The organism is Bacillus sp. FJAT-45037 (assembly GCF_002797325.1).
In the GTDB taxonomy this organism is placed as follows: domain Bacteria; phylum Bacillota; class Bacilli; order Bacillales; family Bacillaceae_D; genus Alkalihalophilus.
On record NZ_KZ454938.1, the window covers coordinates 3000164 to 3017115 of the forward strand.

At 42.3% G+C, this 16952-nt stretch carries 10 protein-coding genes, 2 tRNA genes and 2 rRNA genes; 12 read left to right on the top strand and 2 right to left on the bottom strand.

Annotated features, from left to right (window positions below; translation table 11 throughout):
• Positions 1-50: 50 nt before the first annotated feature.
• The gene (gene rnpA, locus CDZ88_RS15150; protein WP_100374333.1) at positions 51-413 is read right to left on the bottom strand and encodes a ribonuclease P protein component; all 363 of its coding nucleotides are present in this window, start codon (positions 411-413) and stop codon (positions 51-53) included.
• A gap of 104 nt (positions 414-517) precedes the next feature.
• A complete protein-coding gene (gene rpmH / locus CDZ88_RS15155; protein ID WP_100374334.1) occupies positions 518-655 on the bottom strand; it encodes a 50S ribosomal protein L34 in 138 nt (45 codons plus the stop codon).
• A gap of 621 nt (positions 656-1276) precedes the next feature.
• On the opposite strand from rpmH, the gene dnaA reads away from it, so the two are divergent.
• The 12 genes from dnaA (at position 1277) to CDZ88_RS15215 (ending at position 16739) form a co-directional block, all read left to right on the top strand.
• A complete protein-coding gene (gene dnaA, locus CDZ88_RS15160; RefSeq protein WP_100374335.1) occupies positions 1277-2629 on the top strand; it encodes a chromosomal replication initiator protein DnaA in 1353 nt (450 codons plus the stop codon).
• Between the two features lie 180 nt (positions 2630-2809).
• Entirely contained in the window at positions 2810-3952 is a 1143-nt protein-coding gene (gene dnaN, locus CDZ88_RS15165; RefSeq protein WP_100374336.1) for a DNA polymerase III subunit beta, read from the top strand.
• A 181-nt stretch (positions 3953-4133) separates the two neighbouring features.
• The gene (gene yaaA, locus CDZ88_RS15170) at positions 4134-4349 is read left to right on the top strand and encodes a S4 domain-containing protein YaaA (protein WP_100374337.1); all 216 of its coding nucleotides are present in this window, start codon (positions 4134-4136) and stop codon (positions 4347-4349) included.
• Positions 4350-4360: 11 nt separating this feature from the next.
• The gene (recF, locus tag CDZ88_RS15175; RefSeq protein WP_100374338.1) at positions 4361-5476 is read left to right on the top strand and encodes a DNA replication/repair protein RecF; all 1116 of its coding nucleotides are present in this window, start codon (positions 4361-4363) and stop codon (positions 5474-5476) included.
• A gap of 11 nt (positions 5477-5487) precedes the next feature.
• Entirely contained in the window at positions 5488-5760 is a 273-nt protein-coding gene (remB, locus tag CDZ88_RS15180) for an extracellular matrix regulator RemB (protein ID WP_100374339.1), read from the top strand.
• A 78-nt stretch (positions 5761-5838) separates the two neighbouring features.
• Entirely contained in the window at positions 5839-7764 is a 1926-nt protein-coding gene (gene gyrB, locus CDZ88_RS15185; protein ID WP_100374340.1) for a DNA topoisomerase (ATP-hydrolyzing) subunit B, read from the top strand.
• Positions 7765-7790: 26 nt separating this feature from the next.
• A complete protein-coding gene (gyrA, locus tag CDZ88_RS15190; protein ID WP_100374341.1) occupies positions 7791-10337 on the top strand; it encodes a DNA gyrase subunit A in 2547 nt (848 codons plus the stop codon).
• A 144-nt stretch (positions 10338-10481) separates the two neighbouring features.
• Positions 10482-11567, top strand: coding sequence for an HD-GYP domain-containing protein (locus CDZ88_RS15195; protein WP_100374342.1), 1086 nt, complete (start codon positions 10482-10484; stop codon positions 11565-11567).
• A gap of 295 nt (positions 11568-11862) precedes the next feature.
• A 16S ribosomal RNA gene (locus CDZ88_RS15200) occupies positions 11863-13414 on the top strand.
• A gap of 118 nt (positions 13415-13532) precedes the next feature.
• A tRNA-Ile gene (locus CDZ88_RS15205) sits at positions 13533-13609 on the top strand.
• An 11-nt stretch (positions 13610-13620) separates the two neighbouring features.
• Positions 13621-13696: transfer RNA gene (locus tag CDZ88_RS15210), tRNA-Ala, on the top strand.
• Between the two features lie 105 nt (positions 13697-13801).
• Positions 13802-16739, top strand: a 23S ribosomal RNA gene (locus tag CDZ88_RS15215).
• Together the 16S and 23S rRNA genes with 2 tRNA genes alongside form the textbook arrangement of a ribosomal RNA operon.
• Positions 16740-16952 lie beyond the last annotated feature (213 nt).

Here is a 16952-nt window from a genome sequence, read left to right on the forward strand (position 1 = left end):
ACTAAACTAGTCAGAACTTTTATAATGACCTTGCTTAGTAAAAGATCTGACTAAGAACGTGGCATATGATTCTTCTTTTTTAGAAAACGCGATTTTTTAAGGACGTGTTTAAGACTTGACTCCACTTCGTGAAAATCCATTTCAGCCACCGGATGTCTCGCAATCACAACAAAATCATAATTTATTGGTAGATCCTCTTGATAAGTTTGGAATACTGTTCGCACATAACGTTTAATTCGATTACGCGTGACAGCATTCCCCACTTTCTTACTCACAGACAAACCAATTCGAAAATTAACTTGTCCTTCTTTTTTCAAGGAATACAGCACAAATTGCCGATTGGCAACGGACTGCCCTTTGTTAAATACGGACGAAAACTCTTCGTTCTTCTTTATCCGCTGCTCTTTTTTCATGTACGTACACCTCAAACATCTCAAAAGATTATCTGGATTTAAATCGTCTCTTACCTCTAGTTTACCCACTAAGAAGTAGAAAAAGACCACTGACATTCAGTGGCCTATGCAGATAATACTTTTCTTCCTTTACGACGACGACGAGCTAACACATTACGGCCGTTACTAGTACTCATACGCTTACGGAAGCCATGTACCTTTTTACGCTTACGATTATTCGGTTGGAAAGTTGGTTTTGCCATTTATTACACCTCCCTGAGGATTCTCTACTTAAAAGACATTCTTGTAAAGTATAAGAAACATCGGGTGCAGTTGTCAAGGTCCGTTTTAAAAAACCTAAATCGTTGTTTAATTTTCCTTACTCGATCCGTACTTTAAAAATGTTTAACAGCTCATCAAAATCTCTCTAACTACCTTCTGTGGATAACTACCATTCGACACAATCCACTCTATCCTCAGCTTTATCGACAGCTTACGCACATATCTTGTGTTGTGGACAACTTTTAAACACAACATCCTGTGGTATGTGGATAAACCTAATAAAGCGTTGCGGTTACCTCTGTTTTTTGCTATGATAATTATGTTTTCACTCGTGGACAGGTTCATTCACTCTTCGGTTTGTCCACAACCTGTGGGTAAACTTGTGGACAGCTTTCATTCTTTGTTATCTAAGTTTTCCACAGTGAGGGGCAAACTGTTCAAAAGTTGTTTTTCTACTATATTATATCGTCCTCCACAAAAGGGAGGACTAATGGATATTTATTCACATGTATTCTAGCGTTGTACAAAGGTTTTACAGCGGCTTTTTCTGATGAGTGAGAAAGCACTTAAATAAACTCGGTTAGAAAAGGAGGGATTCTCAGTTGGAGAACATACACGATTTATGGGACCAAGCGTTAGCTGAAATGGAGAAGAAAGTAAGTAAACCTAGCTATGAGACGTGGCTCAAATCAACAAAAGCAAATGACATTCAAAATGATGTAATTACGGTTACAGCTCCGAATGAGTTTGCTCGTGATTGGCTAGAAGAACATTACGCAGGACTTACATCCGATACCATTGAGCAGTTAACTGGTGCACGACTTGTTCCGAAGTTTGTCATCCCTCAAAATGAATTTGAGGATGATTTTTTAGTTGAAGCACCTAAAAAGAAAAAAGTTGTAACTGAAAACAATAATAGTACAAACGGTACAAAAACAATGCTTAATGACAAGTACACATTTGATACATTTGTTATTGGGTCCGGAAACCGCTTTGCACATGCAGCATCTCTCGCTGTAGCTGAAGCGCCTGCCAAAGCGTACAATCCTTTATTTATTTATGGAGGCGTAGGACTTGGAAAAACCCATTTAATGCACGCGATTGGTCACTATGTTATGGACCACAACCCAAATGCAAAAGTAGTTTATCTTTCCTCTGAAAAGTTCACAAATGAATTCATTAATTCGATTCGTGACAATAGAGCTGTTAACTTTCGCAATAAGTACCGTAATGTTGACGTTCTTCTTATTGATGATATTCAGTTTTTAGCAGGAAAAGAACAAACTCAAGAGGAATTTTTCCACACGTTTAATGCGTTACATGAGGAATCCAAACAGATCGTCATCTCTAGTGATCGACCACCAAAAGAAATTCCGACATTAGAAGATCGTCTACGTTCTCGCTTTGAATGGGGATTAATAACTGACATTACTCCTCCTGACTTAGAAACGCGAATAGCCATATTAAGAAAGAAAGCCAAAGCAGAAAATCTTGATATTCCAAATGAGGTTATGCTTTATATCGCAAACCAAATTGATACAAATATTCGCGAGTTAGAAGGTGCACTAATTAGGGTCGTTGCTTACTCATCACTCATTAACCAGGATATGAATGCTGATTTAGCAGCAGAAGCTCTAAAAGATATTATTCCAAACTCAAAACCTAAAATTTTAACCATCACCGACATTCAAAAAATAGTAGGTGAACATTATCACGTGAAGCTAGAAGACTTTAAAGCAAAAAAACGTACAAAGTCTGTTGCTTACCCGCGTCAAATCGCTATGTATTTGTCACGTGAAATGACCGATGCCTCACTCCCTAAGATCGGTAGTGAATTTGGTGGTCGCGACCATACGACAGTCATTCATGCACATGAGAAAATTTCGAGAATGCTTGCAACCGATCAAGAACTCCAACAACAAGTCCAAGAAATTATGGAGCAACTTCGCTCTTAAACCAGGTAACTGTTGTGTAAATTGTGAATAACATGCGCAAGCCTATCAACACTTCATCCACATGTTGATAGGCTCATTCTTTCAGCTTTTTAAGATAGTTATCCACAAATCCACAGCCCCTAGTACTATTACTACGATATATTCTTAAATATAATTAATTATTAAAGGAGTCTTTTAACGATGCATTTTACTATTCAACGTGACCGCTTTGTTCATGATGTTCAACATGCAACGAAAGCTATTTCTTCCCGTACAACTATTCCAATTTTGACTGGAATTAAAATTGTTGCTGGTAATGAAGGTGTTACTCTTACTGGTAGTGACTCTGATATTTCAATTGAAATATTCATTCCTAAAGAAGACAGCGACAATGAAATAGTGACGATTGAAGAACAAGGCAGCATCGTTCTTTCTGCTCGATTCTTTGCAGAGATTGTTAAGAAATTACCAGGTGAAACCATTGAAGTCATTGTTCAAGACCAATTTGCGACAACTATTCGTTCAGGATCTTCTGTCTTTAATTTAAATGGTTTAGATCCAGAAGAGTATCCGCGTCTCCCGCAATTAGAAGAAGAACGTCTTTTCCGTTTGCCGCAAGACATGCTTAAAAATATGATTCGCCAAACGGTCTTTGCGGTGTCCACTCAGGAAACACGTCCGGTGTTGACAGGTGTAAACCTAGAGATCGAAGGAGATGAGTTAGTCTGTACTGCTACAGATAGTCATCGTTTAGCAATGCGTAAAGCAACAATTGAACGTAACGACGACAAACTTTCGTTTTCAAATGTTGTTATTCCTGGAAAATCATTAAATGAGCTAAATAAAATTCTTGATGACACCAATGAACTAATCGATGTCGTTGTCACCGAGAATCAAATTTTATTTAAATTAAAAAACCTATTATTCTTTTCTCGTTTACTTGAAGGTAAATATCCAGTAACCAAAAACATGATTCCTACTCAATCCAAAACGTCATTTACATTAAAGGCCAAGCCCTTCCTGCAAACATTAGAAAGAGCATTGCTTCTTTCGCGTGAAGGGAAGAATAATGTCATTAATCTTAAAACGCTTGAAGAAGGGTTGATTGAAATTACGTCTATTCAACCTGAAGTAGGAAAAGTGACCGAAAGTATTCAAAGCGAAGAGATGCAAGGGGAGAATATGCGTATTTCGTTTAATGGGAAAAATATTATTGATGCGCTAAAAGTTGCAGACAGTGATGAAATTAACATTGTCTTTACCGGGGCAATGAGCCCATTTCTCATTCGTCCTACTGACCATGACCATTATCTACACTTATTCTCACCGGTTCGCACATACTAGGCAGTCGATCAATTTGTTTATGAACTAGGTCTTGGCTATCTGGCTTGTCTCTAGTACAATAGAGAAAAGACTAATCGAATGACGGAAACCAAAGAAGGCAGCATTTCACCATTGATTTGCTGTCTTAACTTTGATGGATAAACATTTGCTCCTATTGAGCGAGAAAGAGTGAGGATCCAAAATGGAAAGACTATCAATTACAACCGAGTATATAACGTTAGGTCAGCTGTTAAAGGAAGTTGGAGCGATTGATACAGGCGGAATGGCTAAGTGGTACTTAAGTGAACACATCGTCTACGTAAATGATGAGTTAGAGAATCGTCGTGGTAAAAAGCTTTATGTGGGGGATCGGGTGAAGTTAGCCCATGAAACATTGATTGAAATTGTCCAAGCATAAGGGGAAGAACCATGTATATTAAGTCACTACACATTCGCCAATTTCGCAATTACGATAAAGTAGACCTTATCTTTGATGAAAAGATGAACGTCTTTATCGGTGAAAATGCGCAAGGCAAAACAAATGCTATTGAGGCCATTTATGTGTTGGCTCTTGCAAAATCCCATCGGACATCCAAAGACAAGGAACTAATTGGTTGGGATGAGGAGTTTGCTAGGCTTCATGGCCAAGTTTTAAGAACGTCTGGTTCTGTTGAGTTGGATGTAGTTATTTCAACCAAAGGAAAAAAGGTAAAACTAAATGGCTTAGAGCAACGCAAACTTAGTGAATATGTCGGAGCAGTGAATGTCGTCATGTTTGCCCCAGAGGATTTAAATCTAGTCAAAGGTAGTCCACAATTGCGTAGAAGGTTTATTGATATGGAGCTAGGCCAGATTAGTCCAATCTATTTGCACCATTTAGGCCTACATAATAAAGTTTTGCAACAACGTAATTTTTTATTGAAAGATCTACAAATAGGCAAAGGTTCAAAAGAGATGCTAGATATTTTGACGGAGCAATTAGTGGAACTAGCCGTACAAATTACCAAACGGCGTTTTGTCTTTTTAGGTCAACTGCAAAAATGGGCCGAAGGGATCCATCGTGATATCAGTCGTGGCAAAGAACAATTAAAAATCCAATACAAACCTTCTGTTGATGTATTAGAAGAGATGGACTTGCCGAAAATGAAGGAAGTATTCTTCAATACGTACGAATCGAAAAAACAACGCGAGATTGCCCGCGGGGTAACATTATTTGGACCACAACGAGATGATCTTCTCTTTTTCGTGAACGACCGCGACGTACAAACATACGGTTCTCAAGGTCAACAACGAACAACAGCATTAGCAGTTAAGTTAGCTGAAATAGAATTGATTCATGCTGAGATTGGGGAATACCCAATTTTATTACTAGATGATGTTCTATCTGAGTTAGATGATTATAGACAGTCTCACTTACTCCACACAATCCAGCAGCGTGTTCAAACCTTTGTAACGACAACATCTATTAGTGGAGTCAACCATGAAGCGTTAAACGGGGCAGCGATTTTTCAAGTGGACCAAGGTACGATCACTAATGATGTATAAGGCGGTGGGATATGTTTATTCATTTAGGCGGAGATATCATCATCCGCTCGAAAGAAATTATTGCTATTCTTGATCGTGATGTAGAGGATATGTCGATGGTAACAAAGACATATCTAGAAAAAGAAAATGAGCTTAAAAGATGCACCGTGATATCTGAGGATTATATTAAGTCGATTGTTATAACCGATGAAGCGATATATTTCTCACCTGTATCCTCATTAACGCTTAATAAACGTGCTCAAGCTGTTTCTGAAATCGATCTAGTCACAGTGAATGAGGGTTAAACGACATAAGCAACTGTAAATATATATAGATTATTCGTGAGGCAAGCGTGGAGAACTTTAAGAATGAAGGTGAAATAAGTGACGAATGAACAGCATTCTGAACAACAATCATATGATGAAAGTCAAATACAAGTCCTAGAAGGTCTTGAAGCCGTAAGGAAACGTCCTGGAATGTATATTGGATCAACAAGTTCGCGTGGTCTTCACCACTTAGTATGGGAAATTGTTGATAACAGTATTGATGAAGCAATGGCAGGTCACTGCGATACCATTCAAGTAACGATTGAGGAAGATAACAGTATTTTAGTTGAAGATAATGGTCGTGGTATTCCAGTTGGGATTCATGAAAAAATGGGACGTCCTGCAGTTGAGGTCATCATGACTGTGTTGCACGCTGGTGGTAAATTTGGTGGCGGCGGATATAAAGTATCAGGTGGACTTCATGGTGTAGGTGCATCTGTTGTAAATGCTCTATCTACGAAATTAGAAGTTGAAGTACATCGTGAAGGACAAGTTTACTATCAAGAATATCAACGAGGTGTTCCTCAAAAAGATTTAGCTGTTGTCGGTGAAACAGAAAAACGTGGAACGACCATTCGCTTCAAACCAGATAATTTGATATTTACTGAGACGACAGAATACGAATTTGATATTTTGGCTACTCGATTACGAGAGTTAGCGTTTTTAAATAAAGGCCTAACAATCTCGATTGAGGACAAGCGTGTAGAAGGAAAGGAATCTACATATTATTACGAAGGCGGGATTGCCTCTTTTGTAGAGCATTTAAACCGTGCCAAAGAAGTCCTTCACGATGAGCCGATTCATATTGAAAGTGAAAAAGACGGCTTAACCGTAGAAGTTGCGGTTCAATATAATGATGGGTACGTAAGCAATATTTACTCATTTGCAAATAATATTAGTACGCATGAAGGTGGCACACATGAGTCTGGTTTTAAAACAGGCTTAACGCGTGTTATTAATGATTACGCTCGAAAAAACAGTCTATTTAAAGAGAATGATCCAAACTTAACAGGTGAAGATGTTCGTGAAGGGTTAACGGCCATTATCTCTGTCAAATTACCGGATCCACAATTCGAGGGTCAAACAAAAACAAAGCTCGGAAACAGTGAAGCTCGTACAGTAACTGATTCATTATTTAGTGAAGCATTTGCTAGGTTTATGATTGAGCATCCTCAAGTTGGTAAGAAAATTGTTGAAAAAGGGTTAATGGCTTCACGAGCGAGAGAAGCTGCGAAGAAGGCTCGTGAATTAACACGACGTAAAAGTGCACTAGAAGTAAGTTCGTTACCTGGTAAATTAGCTGATTGTTCATCGAAGGATGCTACAATTAGTGAGATTTATATTGTTGAGGGTGATTCAGCAGGTGGATCAGCCAAGCAAGGCCGTGATCGTCATTTCCAAGCAATCCTACCACTACGTGGAAAGATTATTAATGTTGAAAAAGCAAGATTAGATAAGATTCTCGCCAACAACGAAATTCGTGCAATCATTACAGCGCTCGGAACTGGTATTGCTGACGAATTTAACATCGAAAAGGCACGTTATCATAAGATTATTATCATGACAGATGCCGATGTTGATGGGGCTCACATTCGAACATTGATCTTAACGTTCTTCTATCGTTATATGAAACCGTTAATTGAAAAAGGATATATCTACATTGCGCAACCGCCACTTTATAAAGTTACTCAAGGTAAAGAGTTGCAGTATGCATACAATGAAAAGGAATTAGATCTTATTATGGAACAATATACAGAGCGAAGTAAGGTTGGAATTCAACGGTATAAGGGTCTAGGAGAGATGAACCCAACTCAACTTTGGGAAACGACAATGTCACCAGAGTTTCGTACTTTGTTGCAAGTAACATTAGAGGATGCAATGAAAGCAGATGAGATATTTGAAATTCTAATGGGAGATCGTGTAGAACCAAGACGTGATTTCATCCAAGAAAATGCTCATTATGTGAAGAATCTCGATATTTAGGCGGGTAGATGGAGGTTTATAAATAGATGGCTGAACAATTCCAATCAAAAGTAAAAGAAATAAATATTAGCCAAGAAATGAAAACATCGTTTATGGATTACGCAATGAGTGTCATCGTCAGTCGTGCATTACCAGACGCACGAGATGGGTTAAAGCCAGTTCATCGTCGTATCTTATTTGCAATGAACGAGCTTGGAATGACTTCTGAAAAAGCCTACAAAAAATCAGCACGTATCGTTGGTGAAGTTATTGGTAAGTACCACCCTCATGGTGACTCTGCTGTGTATGAAACAATGGTAAGGATGGCTCAAGATTTTAGCTATCGCTATATGCTGATTGATGGACATGGTAACTTTGGTTCGGTTGACGGAGATTCAGCTGCTGCCATGCGTTATACAGAAGCGCGAATGTCTAAGGTTTCAATGGAACTGATTAGAGACATCAATAAAGATACAATTGATTACCAAGATAACTATGACGGATCCGAACGTGAACCGGTCGTTCTTCCGGCTAGATTTCCTAACTTACTTATAAACGGTGCTTCTGGTATTGCTGTAGGAATGGCGACCAACATCCCACCTCACCAACTTGGTGAAGTGATTGATGGTGTTTTAGCCTTATCTGAGAATCCTGACATCAGTATCCCTGAATTAATGGAATATATACCAGGACCAGATTTCCCTACAGGTGCAGAAATTTTAGGACGTTCAGGTATTCGTAAAGCGTATCAAACGGGGCGTGGTTCTATTACATTACGTGCTCAAACCGAGATTGAAGATTATAAAGGGAAGCAACGTATTCTTGTATCTCAACTTCCTTATCAAGTAAACAAAGCAAAGCTCATTGAAAAGATTGCGGAGCTCGTACGTGATAAGAAGATTGACGGAATTACAGACTTACGTGATGAATCTGATCGTAACGGTATGCGTATTGTTATTGAGTTAAGACGTGACGCTAATGCGAATGTTTTATTAAATAATCTATATAAGCAAACAGCACTTCAAACGAGCTTTGGTATCAACTTACTAGCATTAGTAGATGGACAACCTAAAGTTCTAACACTAAAAGAATGTTTAGAGCATTACTTAAGTCATCAAGTCGTTGTTATCCGTCGTCGTACGGCTTTTGAATTACGGAAAGCAGAAGCTCGTGCTCATATTCTTGAAGGGTTACGCATTGCACTCGATCATCTTGATGAGGTCATCAAATTAATTCGCAGTTCACAAACGACTGAAATAGCTCGTAATGGATTAATGGAGCAGTTTGAACTGAGCTACGAACAATCTCAAGCAATACTTGATATGCGTTTGCAACGTTTAACAGGTTTAGAGCGTGATAAGATCGAAAATGAGTACGAGGATTTGGTGGCTCGTATTGCTGAGTTAAAGTCAATTCTTGCAAATGACGAGAGAGTTCTCGAAATCATCCGCACAGAACTTGCTGAAGTGAAAGAGAAATTTAATGATGAGCGTCGTACAATCCTCTCTATGAGTGAAGATCATCTTGAAGATGAGGATCTGATTCCACGTCAAAACGTTGTAATTACGTTAACGCATCATGGTTACATTAAACGAATGCCAATTTCGACCTATCGTAGTCAACGACGCGGAGGAAAAGGGATCCAAGGAATGGGTACGAATGATGATGATTTCATGCAACATCTATTTACAACAAATTCTCATCATACGATTCTTTTCTTCACGAACAAAGGAAAAGTATATCGCTTAAAAGGGTATGAAATTCCTGAGTTAGGACGAACGGCAAAAGGAATACCAATTATTAACTTATTGCAAATTGAACAAGATGAGACAATTAGTACCGTTATTCCAATCGAAGAATTTAATGATGACGAATATTTATTCTTCTTAACAAAACACGGAATTGCTAAACGTACACAGCTATCTTCATTTGCTAACATTCGTCGTGGTGGTCTTTTCGCGATTACGTTACGCGGTGAGGATGAACTACATGGGGTACGTTTAACTGACGGAGACCGTGAAATGATTATTGGTACGAAAGATGGAATGTCTATTCGTTTCCATGAAACAGACGTACGTCTTATGGGTCGTACAGCTGGCGGAGTAAAAGGGATCTCGTTATCTGGCGATGATCATGTCGTAGGTATGGATATTCTAGAAGATAATCATCAAGTTTTAATTGTTACTGAGAACGGGTATGGTAAGAGAACACCTATTGAAGAATATCGTGTGCAAAACCGTGGAGGTAAAGGAATTAAAACATGTAATATCACAGAGAAGAATGGTCCGCTTGTCTCTTTAAAAATTGTATCTGATGATCATGACATTATGATTATCACAGCAAGTGGAATTATTATTCGTATGCACGTTGAGGGAATTTCAACGACCGGACGTAATACACAAGGAGTTACTTTAATCCGCGTAAAAGAAGGAGAAGAAGTAGCAACTGTAGCCCGTGTTGATATTGAAGATGAAGAACTAGATGACCATGAAGAACTAGACCATGAAGCTTTAGACACTGAGGAAGTAGTTCAAGACGAAGACATTGAACAAGAAAACCCTCAAGAAGATGATGAGCCTGAGGAGACTGAATAACTAGCAAAAGAGAGAAGAGTCATTCTTCTCTCTTTTTTATTTTTCCCGACTTTTAAAACAACCATTCCAATTGATTCTAATTATTGTATAATACAAGGTAAAAAGAATTAGTTCTAAAGATGCTGTTTTGGTGGGGGGATATTTTTGAAAGTCAAACCGAGTCAATTAATTGAAGGTTGTATTGTATCAACTCCAGTTATAGGGATGACAGATGCAGCAATTATTGAAGAGAATACTGTTATCAAGCAGGAACATATATATGTTATTCGATCATTCCAAATACCATTTGTCGAAGTGGAGTCGGTGCTTAGTAACGGACAAAGGTTTACACCGAAAGAAGTTATTGAAGAAAAGGTAGAAATAACGCTAGAGATAAATCAAGGTAAAAGTTTTAGTGAAACTTATAAAGACACCGTTGAGCAATATAAGAAACTGTTTCTGCAGTGGCAAGCGGGCACGAAAGTAGAGATGATTCGCGTTAGAGAATGTTTGACACCTTTATTAGAGTTAGCCATTCAAGGACCTAAAGAATTGCTAACCATTCAAAACTATAATAAAGAGGGAGATTATATCTATCATCATGCTGTTTCAGTTGGCGCATTATCGGCTTTTATGGCAAAAAAATTAAATTACTCAAAGCAAAGTTGGGTTCAGGTCGGACTAAGCGGTGCTCTTGCAGATATTGGAATGGCTAAAATTCCACTTAAGTTGTTAAATAAAAAGGTTGCATTGAATCAATTAGAGTTTGCAGAGGTTAAAAAGCACCCTATCTATAGTTATAATATGCTCAAAGATGTAAAAGGGGTATCTGATGATATTCTATTAGGTGTTCTTCAGCACCATGAAAGGATTGACCAGAGTGGCTACCCTTTACAAACAAATAAAGAAAAAATTCATTCGTTTAGTCAGTTAATTGCTGTAGCTGATGTCTATCATGCAATGACATCAGATCGTATATATAGAAGGAAGCAATCACCATATTATGTTCTTGGAAAATTAACAGAGGGTCAGTTTGATAAATTTAACCCTAAGGTCATTCAAGTTTTTTGCGAGAGTATCGCTAGTTTGTTAATTGGTAGTAACGTGCGTTTGAATAACGGGGACCAAGCTAAAATCGTTTACTTTGACCATACTAGAAGTAATAGCTCAGTGGTGGAACTGTTAGAAACCGGAGAAATGATTGCTATCACTAGCAATCATCCAGTAACAATTGAAGAATATATCTCATGAAGATAGGGGAAACCCTATCTTTTTTTATTTATATCAAAAAAAACTATTGCATACTTTATCTAAACCGTGTTATATTATTACATGTCGCTGAGACAACAACGCATCATGCGATGTTGTGAGACGAAAAACATCTTAATAAAAAGTGTTGACACAGCGTTAACGGAATGTTAAGATAATAAAGTCGCCAACAACGACGAAACAAACGAGACGTTCTTTGAAAACTGAACAAAAGCCAAGCGAAAAAAATGAGATACATGATATCTCGTCAATGTTTTATTTTGAGCAATCAAACACTTTTATGGAGAGTTTGATCCTGGCTCAGGACGAACGCTGGCGGCGTGCCTAATACATGCAAGTCGAGCGGATCAAAGGGAGCTTGCTCCCATTGATTAGCGGCGGACGGGTGAGTAACACGTGGGCAACCTACCTATAAGATTGGGATAACTCCGGGAAACCGGGGCTAATACCGGGTAATCCTTTTCTCCACATGGAGGAAAGGTAAAAGATGGCTTCGGCTATCACTTATAGATGGGCCCGCGGCGCATTAGCTAGTTGGTAAGGTAATGGCTTACCAAGGCGACGATGCGTAGCCGACCTGAGAGGGTGATCGGCCACACTGGGACTGAGACACGGCCCAGACTCCTACGGGAGGCAGCAGTAGGGAATCTTCCGCAATGGACGAAAGTCTGACGGAGCAACGCCGCGTGAGTGATGAAGGTTTTCGGATCGTAAAGCTCTGTTGTTAGGGAAGAACAAGTGCCGTTTGAATAAGGCGGCACCTTGACGGTACCTAACCAGAAAGCCACGGCTAACTACGTGCCAGCAGCCGCGGTAATACGTAGGTGGCAAGCGTTGTCCGGAATTATTGGGCGTAAAGCGCGCGCAGGCGGTCTTTTAAGTCTGATGTGAAAGCCCACGGCTCAACCGTGGAGGGTCATTGGAAACTGGGAGACTTGAGTACAGAAGAGGAGAGTGGAATTCCACGTGTAGCGGTGAAATGCGTAGATATGTGGAGGAACACCAGTGGCGAAGGCGACTCTCTGGTCTGTAACTGACGCTGAGGCGCGAAAGCGTGGGGAGCAAACAGGATTAGATACCCTGGTAGTCCACGCCGTAAACGATGAGTGCTAGGTGTTAGGGGTTTCGATGCCCTTAGTGCCGAAGTTAACACATTAAGCACTCCGCCTGGGGAGTACGACCGCAAGGTTGAAACTCAAAGGAATTGACGGGGGCCCGCACAAGCAGTGGAGCATGTGGTTTAATTCGAAGCAACGCGAAGAACCTTACCAGGTCTTGACATCCTTTGACCACCCTAGAGATAGGGCTTTCCCCTTCGGGGGACAAAGTGACAGGTGGTGCATGGTTGTCGTCAGCTCGTGTCGTGAGATGTTGGGTTAAGTCCCGCAACGAGCGCAACCCTTGATCTTAGTTGCCAGCATTCAGTTGGGCACTCTAAGGTGACTGCCGGTGACAAACCGGAGGAAGGTGGGGACGACGTCAAATCATCATGCCCCTTATGACCTGGGCTACACACGTGCTACAATGGATGGTACAAAGGGCTGCAAAACCGCGAGGTTGAGCGAATCCCATAAAGCCATTCTCAGTTCGGATTGTAGGCTGCAACTCGCCTACATGAAGCCGGAATTGCTAGTAATCGCGGATCAGCATGCCGCGGTGAATACGTTCCCGGGCCTTGTACACACCGCCCGTCACACCACGAGAGTTTGTAACACCCGAAGTCGGTGGGGTAACCTTTATGGAGCCAGCCGCCTAAGGTGGGACAGATGATTGGGGTGAAGTCGTAACAAGGTAGCCGTATCGGAAGGTGCGGCTGGATCACCTCCTTTCTATGGAGTATTTTAACTCTAGTCGATGTATGACCTTGGGTCATATGCGCTTTGGATCTTTTGTTCAGTTTTGAGAGAACATAAAACTCTCTAATCTCTATCTATAATAATAAGATAGGGGCCTGTAGCTCAGCTGGTTAGAGCGCACGCCTGATAAGCGTGAGGTCGGTGGTTCGAGTCCACTCAGGCCCACCATAAAATTAGTTGGGGCCTTAGCTCAGCTGGGAGAGCGCCTGCCTTGCACGCAGGAGGTCAGCGGTTCGATCCCGCTAGGCTCCACCAATTTACTTGTTCTTTGAAAACTAGATAATGAAATGTAAACATGATTGTTCATCGAAAGATTGAACGAGATTGTCAAGAATTCAACAACCTTTTTTAATTTTTTTTGGTTAAGTTAGAAAGGGCGCACGGTGAATGCCTTGGCACTAGGAGCCGAAGAAGGACGCGACGAACAGCGAAATGCCTCGGGAAGTTGTAAGTAAACGTTGATCCGAGGGTATCCGAATGGGGGAACCCACTATTCGTAATGGAATAGTACCCATGCCTGAATACATAGGGCATGAGGAGGCAGACCTGGGGAACTGAAACATCTAAGTACCCAGAGGAAGAGAAAGCAAATGCGATTACCTGAGTAGCGGCGAGCGAAACGGTAACAGCCCAAACCAAGAGGCTTGCCTCTTGGGGTTGTAGGACACTCAATACGGAGTTACAAAGAAATAGGATAGGCGAAGCGATCTGGAAAGGTCCGCGGTACAAGGTAACAGCCCTGTAGTCGAAATTCTATTTTCTCCTGAGTGGATCCTGAGTACGGCGGGACACGTGAAACCCCGTCGGAATCCGGGAGGACCATCTCCCAAGGCTAAATACTCCCTAGTGACCGATAGTGAACCAGTACCGTGAGGGAAAGGTGAAAAGCACCCCGGAAGGGGAGTGAAACAGATCCTGAAACCGTGTGCCTACAACTAGTTGGAGCCCATTAACGGGTGACAGCGTGCCTTTTGTAGAATGAACCGGCGAGTTACGATGTCGTGCAAGGTTAAGCTGATAAGGCGGAGCCGTAGCGAAAGCGAGTCTGAATAGGGCGATGAAGTACGACGTCGTAGACCCGAAACCGTGTGATCTACCCATGTCCAGGGTGAAGTTCAGGTAACACTGAATGGAGGCCCGAACCCACGCATGTTGAAAAATGCGGGGATGAGGTGTGGGTAGGGGTGAAATGCCAATCGAACTCGGAAATAGCTGGTTCTCCCCGAAATAGCTTTAGGGCTAGCCTCGAGGTTGAGAGTTTTGGAGGTAGAGCACTGATTGGACTAGGGGTCCCCACAGGATTACCGAATTCAGTCAAACTCCGAATGCCAAAAACTTTTACTCGGGAGTCAGACTGCGAGTGCTAAGATCCGTAGTCAAGAGGGAAACAGCCCAGACCATCAGCTAAGGTCCCCAAGTATACGTTAAGTGGAAAAGGATGTGGAGTTGCCCAGACAACCAGGATGTTGGCTTAGAAGCAGCCACCATTTAAAGAGTGCGTAATAGCTCACTGGTCGAGTGACTCTGCGCCGAAAATGTACCGGGGCTAAACGTATCACCGAAGCTATGGATTGACACCTTTGGTGTCAGTGGTAGGGGAGCGTTCTAAGTGCAGCGAAGTCAGATCGTAAGGACTGGTGGAGCGCTTAGAAGTGAGAATGCCGGTATGAGTAGCGAAAAGAGGGGTGAGAATCCCCTCCGTCGAAAGCCCAAGGTTTCCTGAGGAAGGCTCGTCCGCTCAGGGTAAGTCGGGACCTAAGCCGAGGCTGAAAAGCGTAGGCGATGGACAACAGGTTGAAATTCCTGTACCACCTCCTCACCGTTTGAGTAATGGGGGGACGCAGTAAGGTAGGGTAAGCGCGCTGATGGATATGCGCGTCCAAGCAATTAGGCTGAGAAGTAGGCAAATCCGCTTCTCGCGAAGGCTGAGTTGTGATGGCGAGGGAAATTTAGTACCGAAGTTCCTGATCCTACACTGCCTAGAAAAGCCTCTAGCGAGGTGAGAGGTGCCCGTACCGCAAACCGACACAGGTAGGCGAGAAGAGAATTCTAAGACGCTCGGGAGAACTCTCGTTAAGGAACTCGGCAAAATGACCCCGTAACTTCGGGAGAAGGGGTGCTCTATTAGGGTGTATGCCCGAGAGAGCCGCAGTGAATAGATCCAAGCGACTGTTTAGCAAAAACACAGGTCTCTGCGAAGCCGCAAGGCGAAGTATAGGGGCTGACACCTGCCCGGTGCTGGAAGGTTAAGAGGAGGGGTTATCCTTTGGGAGAAGCTCTGAATTGAAGCCCCAGTAAACGGCGGCCGTAACTATAACGGTCCTAAGGTAGCGAAATTCCTTGTCGGGTAAGTTCCGACCCGCACGAATGGTGTAACGATTTGGATACTGTCTCAACGAGAGACCCGGTGAAATTATAGTACCTGTGAAGATGCAGGTTACCCGCGACAGGACGGAAAGACCCCATGGAGCTTTACTGTAGCTTGATATTGGATGTTGGTACAGTTTGTACAGGATAGGTAGGAGCCTTGGAAGTCGGAGCGCCAGCTTCGACGGAGGCGTCGGTGGGATACTACCCTGACTGTGCTGACATTCTAACCTCGGACCGTGATCCGGTTCAGGGACAGTGTCAGGTGGGCAGTTTGACTGGGGCGGTCGCCTCCTAAACAGTAACGGAGGCGCCCAAAGGTTCCCTCAGAATGGTTGGAAATCATTCGAAGAGTGCAAAGGCATAAGGGAGCTTGACTGCGAGACCTACAAGTCGAGCAGGGACGAAAGTCGGGCTTAGTGATCCGGTGGTTCCGCATGGAAGGGCCATCGCTCAACGGATAAAAGCTACCCTGGGGATAACAGGCTTATCTCCCCCAAGAGTCCACATCGACGGGGAGGTTTGGCACCTCGATGTCGGCTCATCGCATCCTGGGGCTGAAGTAGGTCCCAAGGGTTGGGCTGTTCGCCCATTAAAGCGGTACGCGAGCTGGGTTCAGAACGTCGTGAGACAGTTCGGTCCCTATCCGTCGCGGGCGCAGGAAATTTGAGAGGAGCTGTCCTTAGTACGAGAGGACCGGGATGGACACACCGCTGGTGTACCAGTTGTTCCGCCAGGAGCATCGCTGGGTAGCTACGTGTGGACGGGATAAGTGCTGAAAGCATCTAAGCATGAAGCCCCCCTCGAGATGAGATTTCCCATGGAGTTAATCCAGTAAGACCCCTTAGAGATGATGAGGTTGATAGGTCTGGTGTGGAAGCGTGGCGACACGTGGAGCTGACAGATACTAATCGGTCGAGGACTTATCCAAAATTATTCTTGACACATGTTTACGAAACCACGCTAAGTTCGCGACGTCCTGTCGCAACGCCTGGTACCCACGTCCTGTGGGCATTATCTAGTTTTGAGAGAACAACTCTCAATTTTATATTATTCACGAAGAGGATCAAAGAGTTCGAGGAAGCAACGTAGGTCCTACCCGGAGCGTATCAAGCATACGTGAGGATAGGAACAAGGAAGCTGA